This window comes from Sorangium aterium, assembly GCF_028368935.1.
GTDB lineage: Bacteria > Myxococcota_A > Polyangia > Polyangiales > Polyangiaceae > Sorangium > Sorangium atrum.
Genome location: NZ_JAQNDK010000004.1, coordinates 446,834 through 469,497 on the forward strand (window position 1 = coordinate 446,834; position 22,664 = coordinate 469,497).

14 protein-coding genes and 1 tRNA gene are annotated in these 22,664 nt (G+C 72.4%); 9 read left to right on the top strand and 6 right to left on the bottom strand.

The window, feature by feature from the left end:
- Positions 1 to 70 precede the first annotated feature (70 nt).
- Complete coding sequence (gene tsaA / locus POL72_RS33075; protein ID WP_272100689.1) at positions 71 to 493, bottom strand: tRNA (N6-threonylcarbamoyladenosine(37)-N6)-methyltransferase TrmO; 423 nt, start codon at positions 491 to 493, stop codon at positions 71 to 73.
- 859 nt (positions 494 to 1,352) lie between these two features.
- Here tsaA and trpD point away from each other — a divergent pair.
- The 4 genes from trpD to trpA are packed head-to-tail and all read left to right on the top strand — an operon-like array spanning position 1,353 to position 5,923.
- A complete protein-coding gene (gene trpD / locus POL72_RS33080) occupies positions 1,353 to 2,399 on the top strand; it encodes an anthranilate phosphoribosyltransferase (protein WP_272100691.1) in 1,047 nt (348 codons plus the stop codon).
- Positions 2,392 to 3,858: a bifunctional indole-3-glycerol-phosphate synthase TrpC/phosphoribosylanthranilate isomerase TrpF gene (gene trpCF / locus POL72_RS33085; RefSeq protein ID WP_272100693.1), complete on the top strand. Its 1,467-nt coding sequence runs from the start codon at positions 2,392 to 2,394 to the stop codon at positions 3,856 to 3,858. The genes trpD and trpCF overlap by 8 nt, the downstream gene beginning before the upstream one ends.
- Before the next feature lie 50 nt (positions 3,859 to 3,908).
- Positions 3,909 to 5,102, top strand: a complete 1,194-nt coding sequence (gene trpB, locus POL72_RS33090; protein WP_272100695.1) for a tryptophan synthase subunit beta — start codon at positions 3,909 to 3,911, stop codon at positions 5,100 to 5,102.
- Positions 5,099 to 5,923, top strand: a complete 825-nt coding sequence (gene trpA / locus POL72_RS33095; protein WP_272100696.1) for a tryptophan synthase subunit alpha — start codon at positions 5,099 to 5,101, stop codon at positions 5,921 to 5,923. Before trpB ends, trpA begins: the two co-directional genes overlap by 4 nt.
- A 221-nt stretch (positions 5,924 to 6,144) precedes the next feature.
- Here trpA and POL72_RS33100 read toward each other — a convergent pair whose 3' ends face one another.
- Together POL72_RS33100 and POL72_RS33105 are read right to left on the bottom strand one after the other, a co-directional pair.
- The gene (locus POL72_RS33100) at positions 6,145 to 7,251 is read right to left on the bottom strand and encodes a hypothetical protein (RefSeq protein ID WP_272100698.1); all 1,107 of its coding nucleotides are present in this window, start codon (positions 7,249 to 7,251) and stop codon (positions 6,145 to 6,147) included.
- Between the two features lie 58 nt (positions 7,252 to 7,309).
- Entirely contained in the window at positions 7,310 to 10,717 is a 3,408-nt protein-coding gene (locus POL72_RS33105; RefSeq protein ID WP_272100700.1) for a BamA/OMP85 family outer membrane protein, read from the bottom strand.
- Positions 10,718 to 10,899: 182 nt separating this feature from the next.
- Between POL72_RS33105 and POL72_RS33110 the strand changes: the two genes are divergently transcribed.
- Positions 10,900 to 11,703, top strand: a complete 804-nt coding sequence (locus POL72_RS33110; RefSeq protein WP_272100702.1) for a phosphate/phosphite/phosphonate ABC transporter substrate-binding protein — start codon at positions 10,900 to 10,902, stop codon at positions 11,701 to 11,703.
- 57 nt (positions 11,704 to 11,760) lie between these two features.
- Here POL72_RS33110 and POL72_RS33115 read toward each other — a convergent pair whose 3' ends face one another.
- The 3 genes from POL72_RS33115 to POL72_RS33125 all read right to left on the bottom strand — a co-directional run bounded on the left by POL72_RS33115 (position 11,761) and on the right by POL72_RS33125 (position 20,021).
- Complete coding sequence (locus POL72_RS33115; protein ID WP_272100705.1) at positions 11,761 to 16,248, bottom strand: translocation/assembly module TamB domain-containing protein; 4,488 nt, start codon at positions 16,246 to 16,248, stop codon at positions 11,761 to 11,763.
- A gap of 160 nt (positions 16,249 to 16,408) precedes the next feature.
- Positions 16,409 to 18,082 carry an energy-dependent translational throttle protein EttA gene (gene ettA / locus POL72_RS33120; RefSeq protein ID WP_272100707.1) on the bottom strand — a complete coding sequence of 558 codons (1,674 nt, stop codon included), beginning with the start codon at positions 18,080 to 18,082 and terminating at the stop codon, positions 16,409 to 16,411.
- A 190-nt stretch (positions 18,083 to 18,272) separates the two neighbouring features.
- Positions 18,273 to 20,021: a lipopolysaccharide biosynthesis protein gene (locus tag POL72_RS33125; protein WP_272100709.1), complete on the bottom strand. Its 1,749-nt coding sequence runs from the start codon at positions 20,019 to 20,021 to the stop codon at positions 18,273 to 18,275.
- A gap of 87 nt (positions 20,022 to 20,108) precedes the next feature.
- Here POL72_RS33125 and POL72_RS33130 point away from each other — a divergent pair.
- From POL72_RS33130 to POL72_RS33145, 4 genes are all read left to right on the top strand, one after another.
- Positions 20,109 to 20,181 (top strand) — tRNA-Asn (locus POL72_RS33130).
- A 292-nt stretch (positions 20,182 to 20,473) separates the two neighbouring features.
- The gene (locus POL72_RS33135) at positions 20,474 to 21,421 is read left to right on the top strand and encodes a hypothetical protein (protein ID WP_272100711.1); all 948 of its coding nucleotides are present in this window, start codon (positions 20,474 to 20,476) and stop codon (positions 21,419 to 21,421) included.
- Positions 21,418 to 21,876, top strand: coding sequence for a PIN domain-containing protein (locus POL72_RS33140; protein ID WP_272100713.1), 459 nt, complete (start codon positions 21,418 to 21,420; stop codon positions 21,874 to 21,876). Before POL72_RS33135 ends, POL72_RS33140 begins: the two co-directional genes overlap by 4 nt.
- A 125-nt stretch (positions 21,877 to 22,001) precedes the next feature.
- Positions 22,002 to 22,391: an ABC transporter ATP-binding protein gene (locus POL72_RS33145; protein WP_276597537.1), complete on the top strand. Its 390-nt coding sequence runs from the start codon at positions 22,002 to 22,004 to the stop codon at positions 22,389 to 22,391.
- Positions 22,392 to 22,664 lie beyond the last annotated feature (273 nt).

The window sequence follows — 22,664 nt, forward strand, 5'->3', positions numbered from 1 at the left end:
TGCTCTCTCGTGGCCTACCTGCGACCACGACCCCAGCAACGACGCTGGTTGTGGTTGCATACCACACGCCTCACTTGAGCGCTGGCTTGATGTCGAGGACCGGTGTTCCGTCGATGGCTTCGATCGGGCCGATCCGCAGGCGGCCCCCGTCGATCGCGCGCACGAGGACGGGATGGAGGCCGAGAGGGTTCGGCCTGTCCGGAGATCGCGTCGCGAAGACACCCGTGAGAGGACTGCGCTCGTCGGACCGTGGGTGGACCTGGAGGACGTCGCGACGCGCCTGGTGAAACCACGTGATGACGATGATCTCGTCGCCGACGGCGAGGCCAAGCAGTCCTTCCGCGGCCCACGGGTACACCTCGAGCCAGGCATCCGGCGCTCCCTCCGAGCCTTGCCTGGGCGCCTCGCTGCGCTCTTTGAGCAAGGACCGGATCACGCCAACCGGGCGCAGCTGAGCGCCGTCCAACGCCGCCTCGAGTACCATGGTGCTCATGGAGGGTAAGGGGATGCCAGACGATGTGCTGGTGTCAACGGCGAATCGTCACGCGTGCTCGGTTGACTCTCAATCGACCGTCAGTCGACCGACGACCGACGTTCCTTGCGCGACGCAAGCTGCCGCCAGCGGGGGGGCTTCCAAGCACCAAGCACCAAACACCAAGCAATATTCCACGTCTCTTATCTCGTCTGCCACATGACGGACGTGATGCGGCGCCGGCCCGAGCGCAGAGATCGTCGACAACGTGCTCTCTATCCTTCAGGTTCTACCGAGGCGCCGGCGAGAGCCGGTATCCCGCGCCGGCCTCCGGGCCGCTGTTCACCGTCGCGATGCCGGCGCTGGCTGCCTGCGAGGGCACGAGGGTCCTCCAGCGGAGGCGCCGCCGCGGATGGCGGTGGAGAGCGCGGAGGCCTCGGAGGTTCGCTGATCCGAGGAAGCTCGGGCCATGGCGGCTGAAGCGGCGGCTCGGCGGCGACTCAAGGCGCGCGCGGAACCCGCTTGACGCTCGTCGCACCCGCAAGCTATGTTCCCCGCATGTCCCGCGCGCTCCCCGCGTCCTGCGCTCGCTGCTGTTCCGAGGCCTTCGTCCTCGGCGGCGCGTCGCGCTCGGCCGTCGAGGTGGGTTCGTGCGTGGCAGGGCTGCGCTGGTGGCGCTGGTGCTGTACCACGGCGGGCCCTTATCCCGGGTAAAGCGCCTCCCTGCGAGGAGGACGACCTGAAGGAAAGAAGAAAGAGGGCCCGCCGGAACAACGGTGGGCCTTTTCGCTTTTGTCCGCTATGCAATGCGCCGCAGCGCGACACCCGAGTCCCGAGGATCAGTGTCTGCCAGAACAGCCGTGAACATGAGGAGAGAACCATGATGCATGCAGTCATCGATGCGCTCTGCGCCGGCGTGGACCTCTCCACGGAGCAGACCGAGGCGCTGTTCCGCGACCTGATCGCCGGGGCGCTGACGGAGATCGAGCTCTCCGCGCTGTTCGTCGCGCTCAAGGCGAAGGGCGAGACCCCCGCCGAGATCGCGGGCGCGGCGCGCGCGCTCCGGGGGACGTCGGTGCCGTTCGCGCGGCCGACCTATGCCTATGCCGACTGCTGCGGCACCGGCGGAGACGGGCAGTCCACCGTCAACGTGTCGACGGCCGTCGCCTTCGTCGCGGCCGAAGCAGGCCTGCCGGTCGCCAAGCACGGCAACCGCTCGGTCTCCTCCCAGTGCGGGTCGGCCGACGCGCTCGAGGCGCTGGGCGCCCGGCTCGATCCGCCGGCCGAGGTCTCGCGCCGCGCCCTCGATGAGGTCGGCTTCTGCTTCCTCTTCGCGCCGCAGTACCACGCCGGGCTCCGCCACGCGATGCCCGTGCGCCGCGCCCTCAAGGTGCGCACGATCATGAACCTGCTCGGCCCCCTCGTGAACCCGAGCGCGCCGCCGATCCAGGTGATGGGCATCTACGATCCGGAGCTCGTCACCCACGCCGCGCGCACGCTCGGCATGCTCGGGTGCCAGGCCGCGCTCGTCGTCCACGGCGGGGGGCTCGACGAGGTCGCCCTGCACGCCCCGACGCGCGCGGCCCGGCTCCGCGATGGGGTCGTCGAGGAGCTCACGATCGACCCGGCCGACGCGGGGGTCGCGCCGGCGCCGATCGACGCGCTCCGGGGCGCCGGCCCGGCGGCGAACGCGGCGTGGCTCCGCGACCTGCTCGCCGGGCGCGGGGCGCCCGCGCACCGCGACGCCGTCGCGATCAACGCCGGCGCGCTGCTCTGGATCGCCGGGCGCGCGGAGGGGCTGCGGGAAGGGACGGCCCTGGCGCTCGACGTGCTGGGCTCCGGGCGCGCGGCGGAGCGGCTCACGCGCTTCGTGGCGCTGAGCCGGGACGGGGCCCAGGAAGCGCGGAAGGAGGCGAAACATGGCTGAGCAGGGCAATGTGCTCGCGCGCATCGTGGAGCGGAAGCGGGCGGACGTGGCGGAGCGCGAGCGGCGGACCCCGCTCGCCAGCCTTCGGGCGAGCGCGCCGCCCACCTCGCGGAGCCTCCGGCGCGCGCTCTCCGCGCCGGGCGCGCGGTTCGTTCTGGAGTGCAAGAAGGCCTCCCCGTCCGAGGGCCTCATCCGGCCGGATTTCGACCCGCACGCCGTCGCCGCGGCGTACTACGGCGTCGCCGACGCGGTGAGCGTGCTGACCGACGAGCCCTTCTTCCAGGGCAGCTTCGAGATCCTCCAGGCCGTGCGCGCGGTCGTGGACGTCCCGATCCTCTGCAAGGACTTCGTCGTGACGCCCTACCAGGTGATCGAGGCGCGGGCGCACGGCGCGGACGCGATCCTGCTCATGCTGTCGGTGCTGGACGACGCGACCGCGCTCCTGTGCCTGGGCGCCGCCGAGGCGCTCGGCATGGACTGCCTCGTCGAGGTCCACGACGAGGCGGAGCTCGAGCGCGCGCTCGCGCTGCCGGCGCCCGTGATCGGCATCAACAACCGCGATCTCAAGTCGCTCAAGGTCGATCTCGCCGTCTCGGAGCGGCTCGCCCCGCGCGTGCCGCGCGATCGGATCGTCATCGCCGAGTCGGGCGTCGAGTCGCGCGCCCACGTGGAGCGGCTCGCGCCCTCGGTGGACGGGTTCCTCGTCGGCACGTCGCTCATGCGCAGCCCCGACATCGCCGACGCCGCGCGCGCGCTGGTGACCGGCAGGGTGAAGATCTGCGGCCTGACCCGGCCCGGGGACGCGCGCGAGGCGGAGCGGCTCGGGGCCCGCTTCGGCGGCCTCGTCTTCGCCGAGACCTCGCCGCGGCGGGTGACGCGCGAGCAGGCCGAGATCGTGGTCGCCACGGCCGCGGGGCTGCCCTTCGTCGGTGTTTTCCTCAATCAATCCGTGGATTTCGTCGCCGATACGGCGCGGGCGATCGGGCTGCGCGCCGTGCAGCTCCACGGCGACGAGGACGCGGCGTTCATCGAGGCGCTGCGGCGCGCGCTCCCCGAGGGGTGCGAGGTCTGGAAGGCGGTCCCGATGGCGCCGTCCGGGGAGGCAGCCAGCGCGGCCGGCGAGGCGGGCGCTGGCGCGGAGGTCGAGCGCAGCGCCGATCGGCTGGTCTTCGACACGCGCACGGCGGAGGCGCGGGGAGGCACGGGGCGGACGTTCGCCTGGAGCGCGATCGACGGCCACCCGGCGCGCGCCCGGAGCCTGCTCGCGGGCGGGCTGAACCCGGACAACATCGCCGCGGCGCGCCGGGTGGGGACGTGGGGGCTCGACGTCGCGTCGGGCGTCGAGCGCGCGCCCGGCGAGAAGTGCGCCGACCTGCTCGTGCGCCTGTTCGACAGCGCGCGCGGCCCGTCGCGCCACGACATTGACCCCGCGGCCCCGGCGGACCGCGCCTCCCCCTGACGGCACCTCTCACGACCCACAACGCACAACCGACGATCGAGGCAATCACCATGCAGCAAAGCGGCCGCTTCGGCGCCTTTGGCGGCGCCTATGTCCCGGAGATCCTCGTGCCCGCGCTCGAGCAGCTCGAGCGCGCGTACCTGGAGGCGCGCGGCGATCCGTCGTTCGCGGCGGAGTTCGACGGGCTGCTGACGACCTACGCGGGGCGCCCGACGCCGCTCACCCTGTGCCGGAACCTGACCGGCGACCCGCGCGTGAAGCTGTACCTCAAGCGCGAGGACCTGCTCCACGGCGGCGCGCACAAGACGAACCAGGCGCTCGGCCAGGGGCTGCTCGCGCGGCGCATGGGCAAGCGGCGGCTCATCGCCGAGACCGGGGCCGGCCAGCACGGCGTCGCGACCGCCATGATCGGGGCCCTGCTCGGCATGCCGACGCGCATCTACATGGGCGCGAAGGACGTCGAGCGGCAGCGGCTCAACGTCTTCCGGATGCGCCTCATGGGGGCCGAGGTGGTGCCCGTGACCTCGGGCTCGCAGACGCTGAAGGACGCCCTCAACGAGGCGCTGCGCTACTGGACCGAGAGCTACGAGGACACGCATTACCTGATCGGGACGGTCGCCGGGCCTCACCCGTTCCCCACGATCGTGCGCGATTTCCAGTGGGTGATCGGCCGCGAGGCGCGCGCCCAGATCCTGCAGGCCGAGGGGCGCTTGCCCGACGCGGTGGTCGCGTGCGTGGGCGGCGGCAGCAACGCCATGGGGATCTTCTCCGAGTTCATCCCGGACAAGGACGTGGCGCTCGTCGGCGTCGAGCCCGCCGGCCACGGCCTGTCGACCGACAAGCACGGGGCGACGCTCCTCAAGGGCCGCCCGGGGGTGCTGCACGGGTCGGAGACCTACATCCTCCAGGACGAGCAGGGGCAGGTCGCCGAGACGCACTCGGTTTCGGCGGGGCTCGACTACCCCGGCGTCGGGCCGGAGCACGCGCACCTCATGACGTCGGGCCGGGCGACGTACGTCGCGGCGACGGACGACGAGGCGCTCGACGCGTTCCAGCGGCTCTCGCGGAGCGAGGGCATCATCCCGGCGTTCGAGTCGGCGCACGCGATCGCGCACGCGCTGAAGATGGTGGCGGAGGCGGCGCAGGCAGGGCGCGAGGCGGTGCTCGTCGTGAACCTGTCGGGCCGCGGAGACAAGGACATGGAGCAGGCGCAGAGGCTGCTCGATCCCGGGAGGTCGACATGAGTCGGGAGACGGTGACGACGCGCTACGATCGCGCATTCGAGCGGCTGCGGCAGCGGGGCGAGGGGGCGTTCATCCCCTTCCTGATGCTGGGGGATCCCGACCTGGCCACGAGCGCGCGGCTGCTGCGCGCGGCGGTGGAGGGCGGCGCAGACGCGATCGAGGTCGGGATCCCGTTCTCGGATCCGATCGCGGACGGCCCGACGGTCCAGGCCGCCGCCGTGCGGGCGCTCGAGGCCGGCGTGAGGCCGTCCGACTGCATCGAGCTCCTGGCGCGCTTCCGGGCGGAGGCGCCGGAGGTGCCGATCGGCATCCTGACGTACGCGAACCTCGTGAAGCACCGCGATCTGGCGGGCTTCTACGCGTCGGCGGCCGCGGCCGGGGTCGACAGCGTGCTCGTCGCCGACGTGCCGGTGAAGGAGTCGGATCCGTACGTGGCGGCGGCGCGCGCCGTGGGGGTGGCGCCGGTGCTGATCGCGCCGCTCAACGCCTCGGAGGCCACGCTGCAGCGGCTCGCGGAGCGGTGCGACGCGTACACCTACTGCGTCACGCGCAAGGGCGTGACGGGGGCGGACGAGCAGCTGCGCCTCGGCCACGGGGCGCTCTTCGAGACGCTGCGCCGGTTCGGTGCGCCGCCCGCGATCCTGGGGTTCGGCATCTCGAAGCCCGAGCACGTGCGCGACGCCCTCGCCGCCGGGGCGTTCGGCGTGGTCAGCGGGTCCGCGGTCGTCCAGCGGGTCTCGGCGAACGTCGGTGATCCCGAGGCCGCCGCGCGCGCCGTCGCGAGCTTCGTGCGCGAGATGAAGGCGGCGACGGCGCGCTGAGCGCGCCGGCCGGCGGCCGTCCGAGGGCGCGAGTCGACCGGCCGCCGTCCGAGAGGGCAACCGGGGGCTCGCCAGGGGCGCCGACGCCGATCGTGCGGCGCCGGCGCGCGGCCCGGCGGCATGGGACGATGTCGTTCCACCCGTCGAGCCGGTCGGGTTCACGGCGGAGCGCCGTCGCTACAGCGCCATGCGTGGCTCGCCTTTCGGGCGGCGAACCGAGCTCACAGGCACGTGGCGTCGCAGAGTATCTCCGAGAGCGCGATGCAGCTCTCGTCCCACCCGATCGTGCAGCAGAAGCTGTCTCCATCCTCCCCGCATACGGTCTCGACGCAGCTGTTGCAGGACGGGTCGAGCGGCTCGCCCATCTCGCAGAGGTCGTGGGCGCACCCGCAGGCCCGCCCGCAGGCGGCGGTGAGGCCGGCGACGCAGTGGGTGTCCCAGTTGCTCATGCAGCACGCCGGGTCCTCCGCGCACAGCTCGGTCACGCACGGATCGCAGCCCATGAGCAGGGGCGCGCCTTCCTCGCAGAGGTCGTGGCTGCACTCGGCCGGCGGGCACGCGCCGCAGTCGGTGGCGCACGCCTGACAGTTCTCCCTGCCGGGCTCGCACACGCCGTCACCGCAGACCGGCGGGATCGGAGGGCACACGCCGCAGTCGGTGGCGCACGAATCGCACGTCTCGCCGGCGTCACACCGCAGGTCGCCGCACTCCGCCGCCCCGCCCGCTCCACCGCCGCCTGCGGCGCCGCCGCCGCCCGTCGAGGCGCTGCTCACCGAGCCACCGCCTGCGGCGTCGCCGCCGCCCGCCGAGGCGCTGCTCACCGAGCCACCGCCTGCGGCGTCGCCGCCGCCCGTCGAGGCGCTGCTCGTCGAGCCGCTGCTCGTCGAGCCGCCGCCGCCGGCATCGCCGCCGCCCGTCGAAGCGCTGCTCGTCGAAGCGCTGCTCGTCGAGGCGCTGCTCGTCGAGGCGCCGCCGCCGCCGGCATCGCCGCCGCCCGTCGAGGCGCTGCTCGTCGCGCCGCCTTGCCCGTCCGCTCCGCCGCCGCCTGCGGCATCGCCGCCAGCCGAGGCGCTGCTCGTCGCGCCGCCTTGCCCGCCCGCTCCGCCGCCGCCAGTGGCATCGCCGCCAGCCGAGCCGCCTTGCCCGCCCTCTCCGCCGCTGCCCGCCGATCCGCCGGCCGCACCGTGCCCGCCTTGCCCGCCGGACCCGCCGGAGCCGGACGTGCTCGCCGCGCTGCTCGGCGCGGCGCTCTCGTCGTCGCCGCAGCCGGCGATCATGAGGGTCGATGTCAGGGCGAGCAGAGCACATATCCGGAGTGAACGGTTCATCAGGGGAGCCTCGTTATCATCATGCGGTTGGGAGCCGCCTCGCGCGCGACGCGGCCTGTCAAAAGAGCCCTACGGAGAAGTGGAGTGCACCGTCGATCTCGTCCAGCTCGTCGCGCGGATCCAGGTTGAAGCCGTAGTCGAAGGCGAGGGGACCGATGGGCGTGTTCACCCGCAGGCCGGCGCCGATCCCGTAACGCAAGAGCCGCGGATCGAGGTTGACGTTCTTCGCCCTGATCCAGAGGTTGCCCGCGTCGAGGAAGAGCCCGAGCTGGAGCAGGTCGGTCAGCGGAATGCGCAGCTCGGCGCGGGGGTTCACCATCACCGTCCCGCCGCGCGGGATATCGTCGGTCGAGACCTTCGCGTCCCCGCCCAGCGCCTTTTTCGCCTCCTCGAGCCCGTCCTCAGGATAGAGCGACTCGGCCAGATGGGAACGGAGCGAGTCGACGCCGCCGAGGAAGAACAGGCGATCCGGGTACGTCCCGCTCTGGGCCACGAGCGGCTGAATATACCCTCCGGACAGGCTCAGGGCGAGGGTGAGCCGCGACCGCGGCGCGAGGGGGATATACCCCGACACACGGCCCGTGAATCGCAGAAAGTGGCTCTCGGGGAAGCTCGATTGGGTCCGGACCGAGGCGAAGGCGTCGAAGGCGTCGACGTGCTCGACGCCGCCGGAGAGGAGGAAGCCCCGGGTCGCGGCGAAGGGGGTATCCCGCGTGTCCCAGGACGCGTCGAGCCGCTGCGCCAGGGCGATCGTGTCGCCCTCGGGCATGCGCAGCTGATCGAGGATATCCCGCTTGTCGGCGCCGACCGCGCCCGGGAAGAATCCGACTTTGTTCAGCTCGGTCGACAGGGCGAGCTGCGTCGTCACGGCGCGCCGCGGGCGGTAGGTGATCGCGGGGATGATCGCCGTCTTCGTGACGCCGAAATCCAGCTGGTTGTCGCGCACGTGGATGCCCGCGAGCGACATGCTGACGAGCGGACCGAGGCCGATGTCCGGGAGCGCGACCGAGACCGCGATGCGGCGCTCCAGCTGGTCGTCGACCTGGAGCTCCTCGTAGTGGCGGCTCGCCGCCTTGTCCACGATCATGAACTCGAACAGGTAGCTGAGCTGGACGCCCATCGTGAGGCCGATGGCGAGGCCGCCGATGTTGCGGTGTCCGTACTCGAAGGCGAGGCGCGCGCCCTCGCCGGTCGAGAACCCGATCTGCGGGTTGAGGTACTGCGGCAGCTGCTCGACCACGTGGATGACGACCCGCTTGTTCTTCTGCGGGACTTCGGGATCCTCGAGCGAGATCGACACGCTGGAGAAGGGGCCGAGCGTGGCGATGCGCTCCTCGCTCAGGCGGGCCTGCGACTGGCGGAACGGCGCGCCCTCGCGGAGCAGCACGCGGCGGAGGATCAGCTGCTCGTCGGTCCGGACGGCGCCCTTGACGACGATGCCGGTGACGAACACCCGATCTCGCTCCGAGACGATGAAGCGCGCGCGGGCGCGCGTGCGGTCGGGCGAGGGCTCGATGGCCGTGCGGACCTCGGCGAACGCGTAGCCCAGGTCGCGGTAAGCATCCATGATGCGCAGCCGCGCGGCGTCGAGGGCCAGCGTCGAGAGGGGCTGTCCGACCTTCAGATCGGCGAGGTCGCTGAGCCAGCGCTCGCTGAACGGCCGCGCCTCGGCGCAGAGGGCGCGGTCGCGCTCGCTCAGGCCGGTCTGGCCGCAGAAGCCCTTGTTCCCCTCGAAGGCGAGATCGTAGAGCTGGGTCTGCGGGCCGGGATGGACCGGAATGCGGAGCGTCACCTCGGGGGCGCACGCGATGTGCCGGGCGGCGTCGGGGCGGCACGTGAGGGCGGCGGGGACGGGCGGCTCGGGGAGGGGGAGCCCTTGCGCGTCGGTGAGGCACTGGGCCGTGACGCGCTCGGCGACCGGCTCGGGGACGCAGGCGCCCGGCGGGGAGCGGCGCGAGCAGGTGGCGCGGAGCACGGAGACAGGGCCGACGACCGCGTTCAGGTAGCCCTTGCTGAAGTAGAGATCGCGGAGGTGCTTGAGGGCGCGCTCGTAGGTCTCCTGCGCGTACGTCATCGAGGGGATGAGCTCGACGGGCCGAGCCCGGCCGCCGGCGCCGCGGGTCGGGCCGAAGAGGTCCGAGATGCCTCGCGGGTCGGGCATCGAGAAGGCGTCGGCGCCGGGCAGGTCCTCCTCGAGGAAGCTCTCGATCTCGCGGCCGAGGTCGTCCGGGCCGAGGTCGCCCGTGAGGCAAGGGAAGACGCGCTTCGTGACCCGCACCTGGTCGTGCTCGCGGACGGTGAAGGTCAGGTAACGGACCGCATCGTCGGGCTTGCCGCCCAGCGAGGGGGTGACCTCGGCGTCGAGGAAGCCGCGCGCGACGTAGAACGCGCGGAGCCGATCGGTGAGATCGTTCGTCTTCGTCTCGGTCGTCTCGCCGAGATCGAGCGCGGCCTCGAGGGCGTCGTCGTCGAAGGCGCGGTTGCCGTCGAAGACCGGGACGATGCGCGCGCCGGGCTCGAGGTAGACGTAGAGGTAGTTGTGCGGGCCGACCGCGAGCACGCGGTGGGAGACCTCGGCCTCGTGAAAGCCGCTCCGGCGGAGCAGCTCGGCCATCTCGCGGTCGGCCACGGCGAGGGCGGGCTCGTCGACGCGGGCGCCGACGCCGAGGCCGTAGCTCTGCTTGAGCGAGCCGAGCTCCCGGTCCGCGCGTGGCGCCACGACGAAGACGCGCTCGGAGACCACGCGCGGAGCGCCGGCCTCGATGTCGAGGGCGAGGACGACCTGGGAGGGCTCGTCGGTGTCGACGGCGCGGATCGTGACGGCGGTCGCGGGGTAGCCGTGAAGCGCGTAGAACGCGCGGATGCGGGGGCTGATCTCGGCCAGCGTGGCCGCGGTGATCTCGCCGCCTTCGGCGATGCCGGCGGCCTCGAGGGTGTCCTGCCGGTCGAGCGCGCCGCCGGTGATCTGGACGGTGGCGATGCTCCTGCGGGGGACGACGACGATCCGGAGCGCGGCGCCGTCCGGCACGAGGTACGCCTCGGCCGACGCGCGGGCGAAGTTGCCGGAGGCGAGCAGCTCGCGCATGGCGCGGCGCGCGGCGTCGGGGCTGAGCGGCTCGCCGAGGTCGACGCTCGTGACCGGCGACACGATCTGCCATCGATCGCCCTGCGCCGTGACATCGATGCGGACGATCGGCTTGCCGACGAGCTCTCCGAGGGCCAGCGGCTGGCCGAGCGACGGCACGTCGGTGGCCTGGGTGCCGGCCTCGCCCGAGGGCACGGCCCGTGCCGAAGGCTCGACAGGGTCGAGGTTGGGCTGACCGGGGTTGAGGTTGGGCTGACCGGGGTTGAGGTTGGCCTGAGCCGGACGTGCGGACGTCGGGGCGGCGTGCGCCGGGACGGCGAGCGCGCCGAGCGGCAAAAAGCCGAGCAGAAGGGGAATGAGGGTGGAACGGAAGCGAGCCATCAGGCGCGGAGCGCCGGGGGACGAAACTGAAATGAACCGGCGCCGGCGTGCACGACGGACGCAGCGTAGCCCGGTTGGGCGCTGGATGGGCAAGAGGCCGCCCCTGCGGCGCCGATGTGCGAGACGCGGGGCTCTCGGCGGGCGAAGCTCGTGCTAGCGTCGCCGCCCGTGCGAGGCACCGGATGAAGGACCTGGCGATGCTCGTCGGCGCCGTGGCGCATGACGCCAAGGTGGTGACGCTGTGGGAGAGCCTGCGCGAGCACTTCCGCGAACATGGAATCCTGATTGATTTCGCGCTGTTCTCTACCTACGAGCGCCAGGTCGAGTCGCTGATCCGCGGGCACATCGACGTGGCCTGGAACAGCGCCGTCGCGCACGTGCGGGTGAAGCGGCAGACCGAGGGGCGGTCCCGCTCGCTGGCGATGCGCGAGATCGATCGCGACTTCCACAGCAAGCTGCTCGTCCGCCGCGACGCCGCCGTCGGGGCGCTCAGCGATCTGGAGGGCAAGGCGCTCGCGGTCGGGAGCGTCGACTCGGCGCACGCGCGCATCCTGCCGCTCCACTTCCTCCGGCAGGCGGGGGTGGCCGTGGAGAAGATCCAGCTCATGCCGTTCGAGGTGGACGTCGGCAAGCACGGCGACACCGCGACGAGCGAGGTCCAGGCGCTCGCGGCGCTGCACGAGGGCAAGGCGCAGGCGGCGGCGGTCGGGGACGCGGTGTGGCTCGCCGAGCAGGCGAACGGCCACATCGACCTCCGCCGGGTCGACGTCCTCTGGACCACGCCGGCCTACGATTTCGCGATGTTCGACGCGCTGCCGGCGCTGCCCGAGGCGAAGGCCGAGGCGTTCCAGCGCGCGCTGCTCGGCATGACCTGGAAGAACCCGAAGCACCGGCGCATCTTCGAGCTCATGGGCCACAAGCAGTGGGTCTCCGGCCGCGACGACCGGTACGGCGCCCTCGACGCGGCGCTCGCCGCGGCCACCTGACGGCCGCGGCTCGGGCGCCGCGCGAGCGTCGTTCGAGCTCGATCCGCGGCTCGAGCGTCACTCGAACTCGAGCCGCCACCTCAGGTCGGCGCCCACGTTGCCGACCGGCGAGCTCGAGGCGTCGCTCGAGTTGTCGTACGACCCCTGGAGGCTCATCCGGTCGCTGAGCTTCACCTCGACGCCCGCGCGCACCTGGCTGCCCTGCGAGAGCCCCGTCGTCACGTTGGCGCGCACCGCGTCCGTGATGCGCTTGCCGATCGTCACCGTCGGCTCCGGGGCGCCGTTCTTGGACGAGTAGCCGGTGCCGAAGCGGAACTCGTCGATGAGGGGGACCATCGTCTTCACCGCCTTGTCGGCGCCGGTCAGCGACGAGAGCGCCTCGAGGCCCATGGTCTCGCCGAGCGACGACACGGCGCCCTGGTTGAGCTCGGCGCGCGTCATGCCGAGCGTGAGCAGCAGGACGATGTCCTCCTGGCTGAGCGGCGGATCGCTCGTCAGGTTGAGCTGGAGGTTGTCGGCGTCACCCTGGGCGTGCAGCTTGATGCGCCAGAGCCCGCTGGAGTTCGCGCTGCCGCCCGCGGCCGCGGCCGTCGGCGCCGCGGGCTCCGCGCCCGACGTCGCGTCCGCCGCGGCGGTGCTCGTCGACGTGTAGCGGCGGTACTCGCTCTCGGCGCGCACGTCGACCTTGGGCGCGATGCGGAACGGATCGTCGAAGCGGACGTAGCCGTCCCGGACCTCGAACTCGGTGCTCCGCAGCATGAGCTTCGAGTCGGGCAGGATGCGCAGCGTGCCGCGCGCGCCGAAGCGCTGGTTCGTGCCCGAGAGCGCGAGCCCGGGCTGCGAGACCTCGAGCCGCATGTCGGCCAGATCGTTCGAGAAGCGGAGCGGGTTCGGCGAGGCGACGGTGACGTCGAACCGGACAACGTCGTCGGCGGGGTCGTAGGTCTGCACCGCCGTCCGCTGGCGCCCCGTGAGATCGCCGAGGTCCATGCTCATCAGGATGGGGCGCGTGTAGCTGAAGGACGTGAGCGTGATCTTCCCCTCGACCCGCGGCAGGTTCTTCTCCCCCGACGCGTCGTCCTCGACGCCGGGCCGGAAGCTCGCCGTCAGGTTGGCGTTCGCGGTGAGGTTCACCCCCTCCGCGACCGGCAGCTTCACGCCGGTCGCCACGATGGAGGCCTGCGCCGTGCCGAGGGTCAGGCCGCGCACCGGCATGTGCCCCACCGCGCTCACCGTGCCCGTGCCGACCCGCGCGCTGGCCCGGGTGAGGCGCACCTGGTCGCCGCCGATCGCGATCTCCACGTCGATGTCGTCGAGCGACACCGGCAGGCCGACCACGTCGAGCTCTCCCTCCTTGAGCGTCGCCGAGCCCGTGTAGCTCAGCCCCTGGAGGGGCCCGGCGACATGGACCTCGGCCTGCACCGTGCCCCGCGCGCGCCGGATCTGCGGGATGTCGGCGCTGAGCCGCGACAGGTTGGTCGGGCTGACCCGGATCGCCACGTCGAGGTCCGGCGCCGTGAACACCCGCTTGACCTCGCCGGACGCCGTGAACGCGGCGGACAGGCGCGAGGCGGTGTGCGCCTCGAGGTGGAGCTCCGGCACCTTCAGCGTGTTGCCCGCGAGGCGGATCGGGCCGCTCGGGCTCGTGAGGTGGACCCCCTGGCCCTCTCGCTCGAGCTTGAGCGCGTCGACCGTGAGCGTGAGGGCCGCCTGCCGGAAATCGGCCAGGGGGAGCCGCTCGATGTCGAGCGACCCGGTCATCGTGCCCTTCGGCGCTACCGCGAGCGCGGCGCCCGGGATCACGTTCGCGAGCGTGCCCAGGTCGAGCGCGTCCATGCGCACGTCCCCGTCCACGATCTTGCGCCGCTGGCGCGTGACGCGGAGCCCCTTCAGCGCGACCTGCCCGCCGAACAGCGAGCCGTTCGCGACGATGGATCCGTCGGGGAGGTCGCGGTCGTACTCCGCCGGGTCGAACGGCGCGCCCTGGGGGTTGCCGCAGATCGGCGTCCTGCCGATGATCTTCGGCGCCTTGTCGTTCGGCACGATCGTGAGCTCGACCCGCGAGGGCGGCAGGCTCGCGTGCGTGCGGCGGATGCCGACGCGCGAGACGTGGACGTCCGCGAAGCCGGAGAGCCTGCTCACGGTGCCGCCCAGGCTGGCGACGACCGACACCGAGCCGTCGAACTGCGAGGCCGCCGCCCCGAGCCCGTCGATCCGCGAGAGCGGGAGGCCGCTCGCGATGACGCTCCCCTTCAGCGCGCCGCCGTGCGCCACGGAGGCGCTCGCCAGCACCGAGCCCGTGCCCTTGCGCAGCGACGCCGAGCGGACGTCGAGCCGCATGCCGTCGGCGCCGGCGGCCTGGTCGTCCCAGATCATGTCGAGGTCGACCTCGCCCTCGTCGAAGCGCTCGTCGAGCAGCTCGATGCCGGTGAGCCGCATGCCCGCGTTCACGGCGAGGTAGCCGCCGCCGCAGCGGTCCTCGGGGCCGCCGAGCGCGAAGTGGGCGCGGGCCGTCCCGCTGGCGGTCGCCTTGTAGGCGGCGAACCGCGGATCCTTGTCGAGGCGGAGCACCTCGAGGAGGTCGCGCGCGGCGAGGTGCGGCGCCTCGCGCGTGTCGACGGTCGCGTCCACGACGACGATCCCCGACGAGCTGTCGAGCGGGCGGCCCTTGGGCAGGTTGCCGGCCGGATCGAAATCGACCTTGATCGACGGGATCCGGACGCGGCTCGCCCCGTGCCGGACCCGCGCGTTCTCGAGCGTCAGGGCGAGCGGCTCGAACGCGACCGGCGAGGGCTCGAGGTCGCCGATGGGGAAGCCGCCGAACACGAATTTCTCGATGCCGACCTCGCCTGTGAGCAACGGGCGCGCGTACGAGCCGTGCATCGCGGCCTTCAGCGTGGCGACGCCGGCGAGCTCGAGCGCCGCGAGCGGGGAGACCTCGGCGAGGTCCACGCGCGAGCCCGGGTGGACCTCGACCCCGAGCTGATCGTTGAAGCCGAGCGAGACGGTGGTCCTGAGGTGCGAGCTCGGCGTGTCGACCGAGAAGCCCGAGAGCACGACGGCGTTCGGCCGCACCTGGAAGGAGCCGCGGACCGTGCCCTCCTTGACGCCCATCAGGCGCCTGCGGGCAGGGTCCTTCGTCGGGTGATCGAAGATCTCGAAGCCGTGCGTCTGCACGGCGAGCGGGCCCTCGAGGGAGAGCGGGGACAGCGTGCCGCCGAAGCGATCGAACCTCCCCTCGCGCAGCGTCCACGCGACGTGCGCCTGCGGGTGGACCGCGAGGTCGCGGAGCAGGCCGGGCAGCTCGATGTTGGCGAGGTCGATCGGCCCGGCCTGGAGCGGCACGCCCTTCTCGAACGGCTTGATCTCCGCGCTCGAGATCTTCAGCGTGCCGTCGGCCCAGGCGACGTCGGCGTCGGAGAGCTGCACGGCGTCCGGGGTCGTCGAGACCCTGCCCGCGAGGCGCGTGACGAAGACCCTGCCGTCGAGGCCCGGCCGGTCGAGCAGGAGCGTGCCCTTGACGCGGGGGAGCGCCAGGCCGAGCGGCGCGGACGCCGCGTCGTACTCCGCGTCGACGTCGAGCGAGACCGAGCCGGACGCGGGCGGCAGGCTCAGGAAGCGGTGCACGATCGGCACGGGGAGGCGCGCCCGCACGCGGCCCTCGATCCGGTGGGGCATGCCGTCGCCGAGGCCGACGGCGCGGAGGGCGCCGAGCTCGAGCTCCACGCGGCGCCAGTCGCCGTCCTGGAGCGCGCAGGACGGCGCGGTGCCGGGATCCGGGTCGAAGTCGGCGGCGCCCTCCAGGATCAGCCGGCGGACGAGCGCGCGGCCCGGCTCGACGCGGACGCGCGTGTCGAAGCGGCAGACGACGTCCTCGTCGACGCTGTCCTCCTCGGCCTCGCGGCCGGGCGCGGGGTGCGTGCGGACGACCGAGACGAGGCCGGAGCGCATCGCGATCTCGAACGCGTCCGACGGCTCGGCGGAGACGTCGACGTCGACCTCGGTGGCCTGGACGCGGACGTTGTCGATCGTCAGGTCGAGCCGCGCGTCGGTGATGGCCACCGAGGAGAGCGGCGCGCGGCCGAGGCCCCCCCCGCCGCCCCCGCCGGTGCTCGGGAGGGTGAGGTTCCGGAGCTCCCCGTCCTTCACCACCGCGCGGACGCGGGGGCCGATGATCTCGACGTCCCCGGCGTCGATGTGCCCCGCGAGCAGCGAGAACAGGCGCGGGCGGATGGCCACGCGCTCGAGCTCGAGGAACGGCGCGCCGCCGTCCGAGGAGTCGACGACGAGCCGGTTCAGGCCGACCATGAGGGGCCAGGCCTGGACGCGCACGTCGTAGCGGGCCGTGATGCCGAGCTCGCGCTCGAGCAGCGCCGCCGTCTCGCGCGCCGCCCAGGCCCGCACCGTCTCGGTGCGCACGAGGAGGCCGAGCGCGAGCGGGATCGCGCCGATCACGGCGAACACGACGCACAAAAAGCGCACGGCGAGGCGCCCCCAGTCCCTGCGGGCGCTCGGCGGGGAGCCCTTTCTCCTCGTGCCGTGCATCGGGCGCAGCTTAGCTGAAGAGCGGTCGGACGCTTACGTGGGTGGGGTGATCCTGTGCGAGGAAAATACCGGTGCGTGCGCGTCGCACCCGACCGGAATCGTGCTCCAGGGTGGAACGCCGCGGGGGCGCCGTGCAGGGCGGCGTGCGAGGCAGGCCGGGTCAGCCCGCGGTGAGCTTGCGGTAGCGGAGCTTGCGGGGCTCGGCCGCGTCGGCGCCGAGACGGCGCTTCAGGTCGGCCTCGTAGTCGGCGTAGTTGCCCTCGAACCAGACGACCTTGCTGTCGCCCTCGAAGGCGAGGATGTGGGTCGCGATCCGGTCGAGGAACCAGCGATCGTGGCTGATGACCACGGCGCAGCCGGCGAAGTTGAGCAGCGCGTCCTCGAGCGAGCGGAGCGTGTCGACGTCGAGGTCGTTGGTGGGCTCGTCGAGCAGGAGGACGTTGCCGCCGCGGCGGAGCAGCTTGGCGAGGTGGAGGCGGTTGCGCTCGCCGCCGGAGAGATCGCGGACCTTCTTCTGCTGGTCGCTGCCGGCGAAGTTGAAGCTCGCGACGTACGCGCGCGAGTTGACCTCGCGCTTGCCGACGAGGAGGCGATCCTCGCCGCCGGAGATCTCCTGCCAGACGTTGTTGTTCGGGTTGAGCGCGTCGCGCGACTGGTCGACGTACGCGAGCTCCACGGTCTCGCCGAGCTTGAGCGCGCCGCCGTCGGGCTTCTCGAGGCCCATGATCATGCGGAAGAGCGTGGTCTTGCCGGCGCCGTTCGGCCCGATGATGCCGACGATGCCGCCGCGCGGGAGCGAGAAGCTGAGGTCGTCGATGAGGACGCGATCGCCGAAGCCCTTGCGGAGGTGCTCGGCCTCGACGACCACGTTCCCGAGCCGCTGGCCGGCGGGGATGTGGATCTCGTTCTCCTCGACCTTCTTCGACTTGTCCTCGGCGAGCAGCGTCTCGTAGGCGGCGAGGCGGGCCTTGCTCTTGGCCTGGCGGGCGCGCGGGGCCAGGCGGACCCACTCGAGCTCGCGCTCCAGGGTGCGCTTGCGCGCGCTCTCCTGCTTCTGCTCCAGCTCGAGGCGCTTCTTCTTCTGCTCGAGCCAGCCGGTGTAGTTGCCCTCGTACGGGATGCCGGCGCCGCGGTCGAGCTCGAGGATCCAGCCGGCGACGTTGTCGAGGAAGTACCGGTCGTGGGTGACCGCGACGACGGTGCCGGGGTAGTCGTGGAGGAAGCGCTCGAGCCAGGCGACGCTCTCGGCGTCGAGGTGGTTGGTCGGCTCGTCGAGCAGCAGGATGTCCGGCTTCTCGAGGAGGAGCCGGCAGAGGGCGACGCGCCGGCGCTCGCCGCCGGAGAGCTTGGTGACGTCGGCGTCGGGCGGCGGCAGCCGGAGGGCGTCCATGGCGCGCTCGACGACGCGGTCGATCTCCCAGCCGTTCGCGGCCTCGATCTTGTCCTGGAGGGCGGCGTACTCCTCGAGGAGCGCCTCCATGTCGGGGGGCGACTCGCCGAGCTTCGCGCCGATCTCCTCGAAGCGCTGGACGAGGGAGCGGACCTCGTGGACGGCCATCTCGACGTGCTCCTGCACGGTCTTGCCGGCCTCGAGCTGCGGCTCCTGGGCGAGGTAGCCGATGCGGATGCCGTCGGCGGGCTTCGCTTCGCCGAGGTACTCCTTGTCGACGCCCGCCATGATGCGCAGCAGGGTGCTCTTGCCGGCGCCGTTCGAGCCGAGGACGCCGATCTTCGCGCCCGGGTAGAAGGAGAGCCACAGGCCCTTCAGCACCTCCTTGTTCGGGGGGTGCACCTTCCGGACATCCTGCATCGTGAAGATGAATTGAGGGGCCACGTCTTCGCCTGCCTGTGCGTGCCCGGCGCGCCGCGGGGCCCCGCTCGGCCTTCGAGCGGGCGCGGCGCTGGCCGGGCTGGGGGGAGAGGCCGTATGCGAGATCGCCGGCTGACGGTCAAGAGGGCGTCGAGGCGGCTGTAGGCGGGCGCGCAGGGCGCGCGTCGGGACGGACGCGGGCGGGCGCGCGCGGCTAGGCGCGTCGTGCGCCGCGCCCGAACGCCTGCTTGAGGGCGGCGAGATCCTCGCGGCCGACCTCGCGCGTGGCGACGAGCACCGCGAGGTACACGAGGGCGACGAGGATCGCCTCACCGAGCACGGCGATCTTGCCGAGCCACGGGAGCTGCGTGCCCGCGGCGATCGCGACGAGCAGCGCGGCGCCGACGCGGAGCGCCGTCCGGGCGGGGACGAAGCCGCCGGCAGCGCGGTGGAGCAGGACGCCGCCGGCCACCGCGGCGGTGGCGAGCGCGAGCGAGGTGGCGACGGCGGAGCGCACGAGCATCTCGGGGCCGAACGCGGCGCGCGGGACGGCGATCGAGCAGCCGGTGGCGACGAGGAGGACGGTGGCGGCGGTGAGGGCGGCGGCCGCGCGCTCCCGGTGCAGGCTGGTGAGCGCCGCCGAGGCGACGCCGAGGACGGCGAACGCACCCATGCCGAGGGAGAGGACGCGGAGCGTGTCGCCGCCGCGGCTCCAGATCTCGACCGGGAAGGCGAAGCGCAGGACGTGCGGGGCGAGGCCCGAGATGGGGGCGCAGAGGAGCCCGGTGAGCAGGAACGAGAGGCGGACGCCGGTCATGGCGTAGCGGCGGACCGCGGCGCGGTCGTGCTCGGCGTGCGCGCGCGCGAGCATCGGGAAGAGGATGAACGTGACCGAGAGGAGCAGCTGGTACGGCAGGAACGCGAAGAGCTGCGCGCCGCGGTAGACGCCGATGAGGTCGTCCGCGGCGTTCGCGCCGAGCGCGAGCCCGCTCGTGGCCTGCCCGAGGAAGCGGCGGAGGAGGAAGAAGTCGGTCTGGAGCAGGAGGTTCAGGAACGTCTGCGAGACGGCGAGCGGCAGGAGGAAGGCGGCGTGCTGGCGGATCGAGGGGCCGGCGCTGCCGCGGCGGCCGAGGCCCGTCCTGGTGAGCGCGAGGGGGACGATGACGGAGGCCGCGGCGACGAAGCCCGCGATCGCGCCGAGGACGCCGCTCTGGCCGGCGCGGAGGAAGAGGAAGGCGAAGCCGGCGATGCTCGCGGTGCGGAGCGCGCCGTAGCCGACGTCGAAGGCGGCCTGCGTGACGAAGCGCCGCTGGCCGTTGAGCGCGCCGACGAGCGGGGCGTAGAGGCCGTAGAGGAGGACCACGGCGGCGGCGAGGCGCAGCGGGCCGGCGACGTGCGGGGCCTCCGAGAAGTCGGCGATGGCGCCGGCGAGGAGCGCGAAGCCGGCGGAGACGACGACGGCGAGGACGGCGTGCAGGGCGAGCGTGCGGCGGAAGGCGGCGGCGACGTCCTCTTCCGCGACGCTGGAGACGGCGCGCGAGACGCCCTGGATGCCGGTCGCGACGATGACGTTGTTGACGACGCCGACGCCGGCGAGGACGACGGAGACCGCGCCGTAGCCGTCGGTGCCGAGCAGCCGCGGGAGGATGAGCTGCTGGACGAAGCCGAAGAGGATGAACGAGACCTTGGCGCCGGCGATGGCGAGGCCGCCGCGGCCGGCGGAGCGGGCGGTGGCGGGGGAGGGGGCGGTCGGGGCGGAAGGGGAGGGAGAGGAAGCGGCAGGCGCCGGGGCGGCCTGCGTAGGGTCCGCGGCGGTTTGCGAGGGATCCGGGGCGGAGTGCGGGGGATCCGAGGGCGCCGGAGCGTCCGGCGGCGGCGGGAAGGGCACGGCGGCGCGCTGCACGGCGGCGTTGTCGCAGAAGCACGCCGGGCGGGCAATCTCGCGCGGAGCGGCCGAGCACACCGGGGCGTCACGTAAACTTCAGCGGCGGTGCGGATTCGCTTGACGGGAAGGCCTCGCCGACTATCCTCGCGCCCGTCTCCAACGCATTCCAGCTTAGCTCAGTTGGTAGAGCAGGCGGCTGTTAACCGCCGGGTCGCTGGTTCGAGTCCAGCAGCTGGAGCTATTTTGCCGAGGCGACCCGGTCAGGGCGCCACGCCGACAAGGGGCCTTGCCAGAAAATCTGGCAAGGCCTCTTTGTTTTTTCCGCAGCTCACGCAGCGCGCACGCGGAACCCAGGAGAGCGCTCAGAGCAAGACGTGGCGCGTGACGAGCCACAAGGTTCGGCCCACGCAGAGCCGAGACCGAGCGGTGCTCTTGAGTTCACGGTGAACGGCTCCCCGCTCTGGGGTTCACAGCTCCTCCTCTCCTTGCCGGTCGCGCCCGCACACCGGAAGATAGAGAGGGAGGCCGCGATGAAGAAGCACACCATGACGCTGCTGGGAGGGACGCGCGGCGAGCTTCGCGTTCCGGCAGACGTGCTTCTCGAGGCGGTCGGCGCGTTGCTCGAGGGGGCCCGCCAGGCGACGCGCTTCGTCGTCGAGGGCGAGAGCACGCGCAAGGGGCCGCGACCCGCGTGGCTCGATGTGGCTTGTCGCGTGGAAATCACGGGGCTGACCGCTGGTTCCGCCGTCGTGGCGCTCGAGGCTCCGACGCTGGCCGACGTGGCGCCCGAGCGCTTTGGAGGCGCGCATCAAGTCTCGCTGTTCGTCGAGGCGCAGCGGCTGATCGAGGCGAGCAGCTCGGCCGTGGACCTCTTCGCGGGGGTGCTCGCGAGCGTCGTGAAGGGCGACCGAGATCGCGTGCTCGCCGACCGCGCGCTGCTCGACACCTGCGTCCGGTTCGCTCGGGCTGCGCGTGACGGCTTCCATGGCATACAGCTCGAAGGCATTGCTGGGCTCGACGCCCCCCTCGTCGTGCGACGCGACGAGGTGGGCAAGATCGAGCTCCTTCGCGACGAGACCCCGGATCCCAAGGCCGTGCGTGTGACCGGCACGCTCGACACGATCTCCGCGACGAAGTCCGACGTCGTGCTCACGCTGGCTGATGGCACTGCCGTGGCTGCCCGGCTCGACGCCCGCGACAACGAGCAGCTCAAGACCCTGTTCGGCTCGCGGGTGGTGGTTGCGGGCATGGCCCAGTTCCGTCCGTCCGGCAAGCTCCTGGTCATCGACGTCGAGTATCTCGGCCCCGCGCGCGCTGGTGACACCGTGTTCGAGAGCACCCCGAAAGCCACCGCCAGGAAGCCCGTGGCCTCCTGGGTGCCGCAGGACGAGGCCACTGGCGTGTCGGCGTTCTTCGGCACGTGGCCGGGAGACGAGACCGACGAGGAGCTGCTCGGCGCGCTCGAGGCGATCCGGTGAGCCAGCGGATCTACCTGCTCGACACGAGCGTGATTCTCCCGCTGGTGCGCGGTAACGCGCTGGGTCGGTACATCGACGAGCGCTTCGGCCTGCGGTCCGCTGCGCAACGTCCGCTCGTGTCCGTGGTCAGCCTCGGCGAGGTGCGCGCGCTCGCGCTGCGCAATGCCTGGGGCGACGCCAAGCTGAAGGCGCTCTCGAATGCGCTCGACAGCCTGGTTGTCGTGGACATCAATCATCCAGCCGTCCTCGAGGCGTACGTGCAGCTCGATCTGGTCTCGCAGCGCCATCCCGACGGCGCCCGCAACATGGGAAAGAACGATCTGTGGATCGCGGCCTGCGCCAAGGCTGCCGGCGCGACGCTGCTCACCACGGACGACGACTTCTCCCACCTGATCCCCGAGCACCTTGATGGCGAGGTCATCGCTCCCACGATGGCGTCGTCATTGCTGACGTGAGGTCTGCTGAGGCTACGGACGACGCCGAGCGAGCCGAGGAGCTGAGCGAGCCACTCCGACCTCATCGGGGTCACTGAGCCGGCGCGGGCTCGGAGCGCGCCCGTGCAGCGCACACGGCATCTCGCATGTTCACCGCGCTCGAGAACGGGATGCCGCCCGCCTGGGGCGACGAAGGCTTCCCTTCGTCGACCATGAAGGAGCGCGCGGCCGAGCTGCTCGGAGCGATGGGGCTCGCCGACCGGATGAACTTCAGGGCGACCGCGCTCTCGGGCGGCCAGCAGCAACGCGTGGCCATCGCGCGCGCGCTGTCGCGCCGACCGCCGCTCGTCCTCGCCGACGAGCCGACAGGGAACCTCGACACCGAGTCGTCGGTCGAGGTCTTCGCGTTGATGCGCCGATTCAACCGCGAGCTCGGCACGACGTTCCTCGTCGTCACCCACGATCCGCGCATCGCGGAGCAGTGCGACCGCGTCATCGAGATCGTCGACGGTAGCATCGCCAACGACCGCGCGTGACGGTCAACCAGGCGTCGCACCGAGACGCAGCCCGGCGCCTCGCGAGCCGCTCCTGGAGCTCTCGGACGAGACGCCGCCGAGGTCTCATTTCCGCGTGCGTTCGGCGCTCGGCGAGCACAACGCGCGCGTGAACAGCGTTCGCGCACAGCGCGCTGCGGGCGCGAAGGAAGGCGTACCGAGGGCGTTCTGGGCGGTGTTCGCGCCCTCTGGTCTGTCGCCTGGAGAGAGAGCAGCCGAGCGCGTTCAACAGCGGAGGGCCTTCGGGCGGGACCG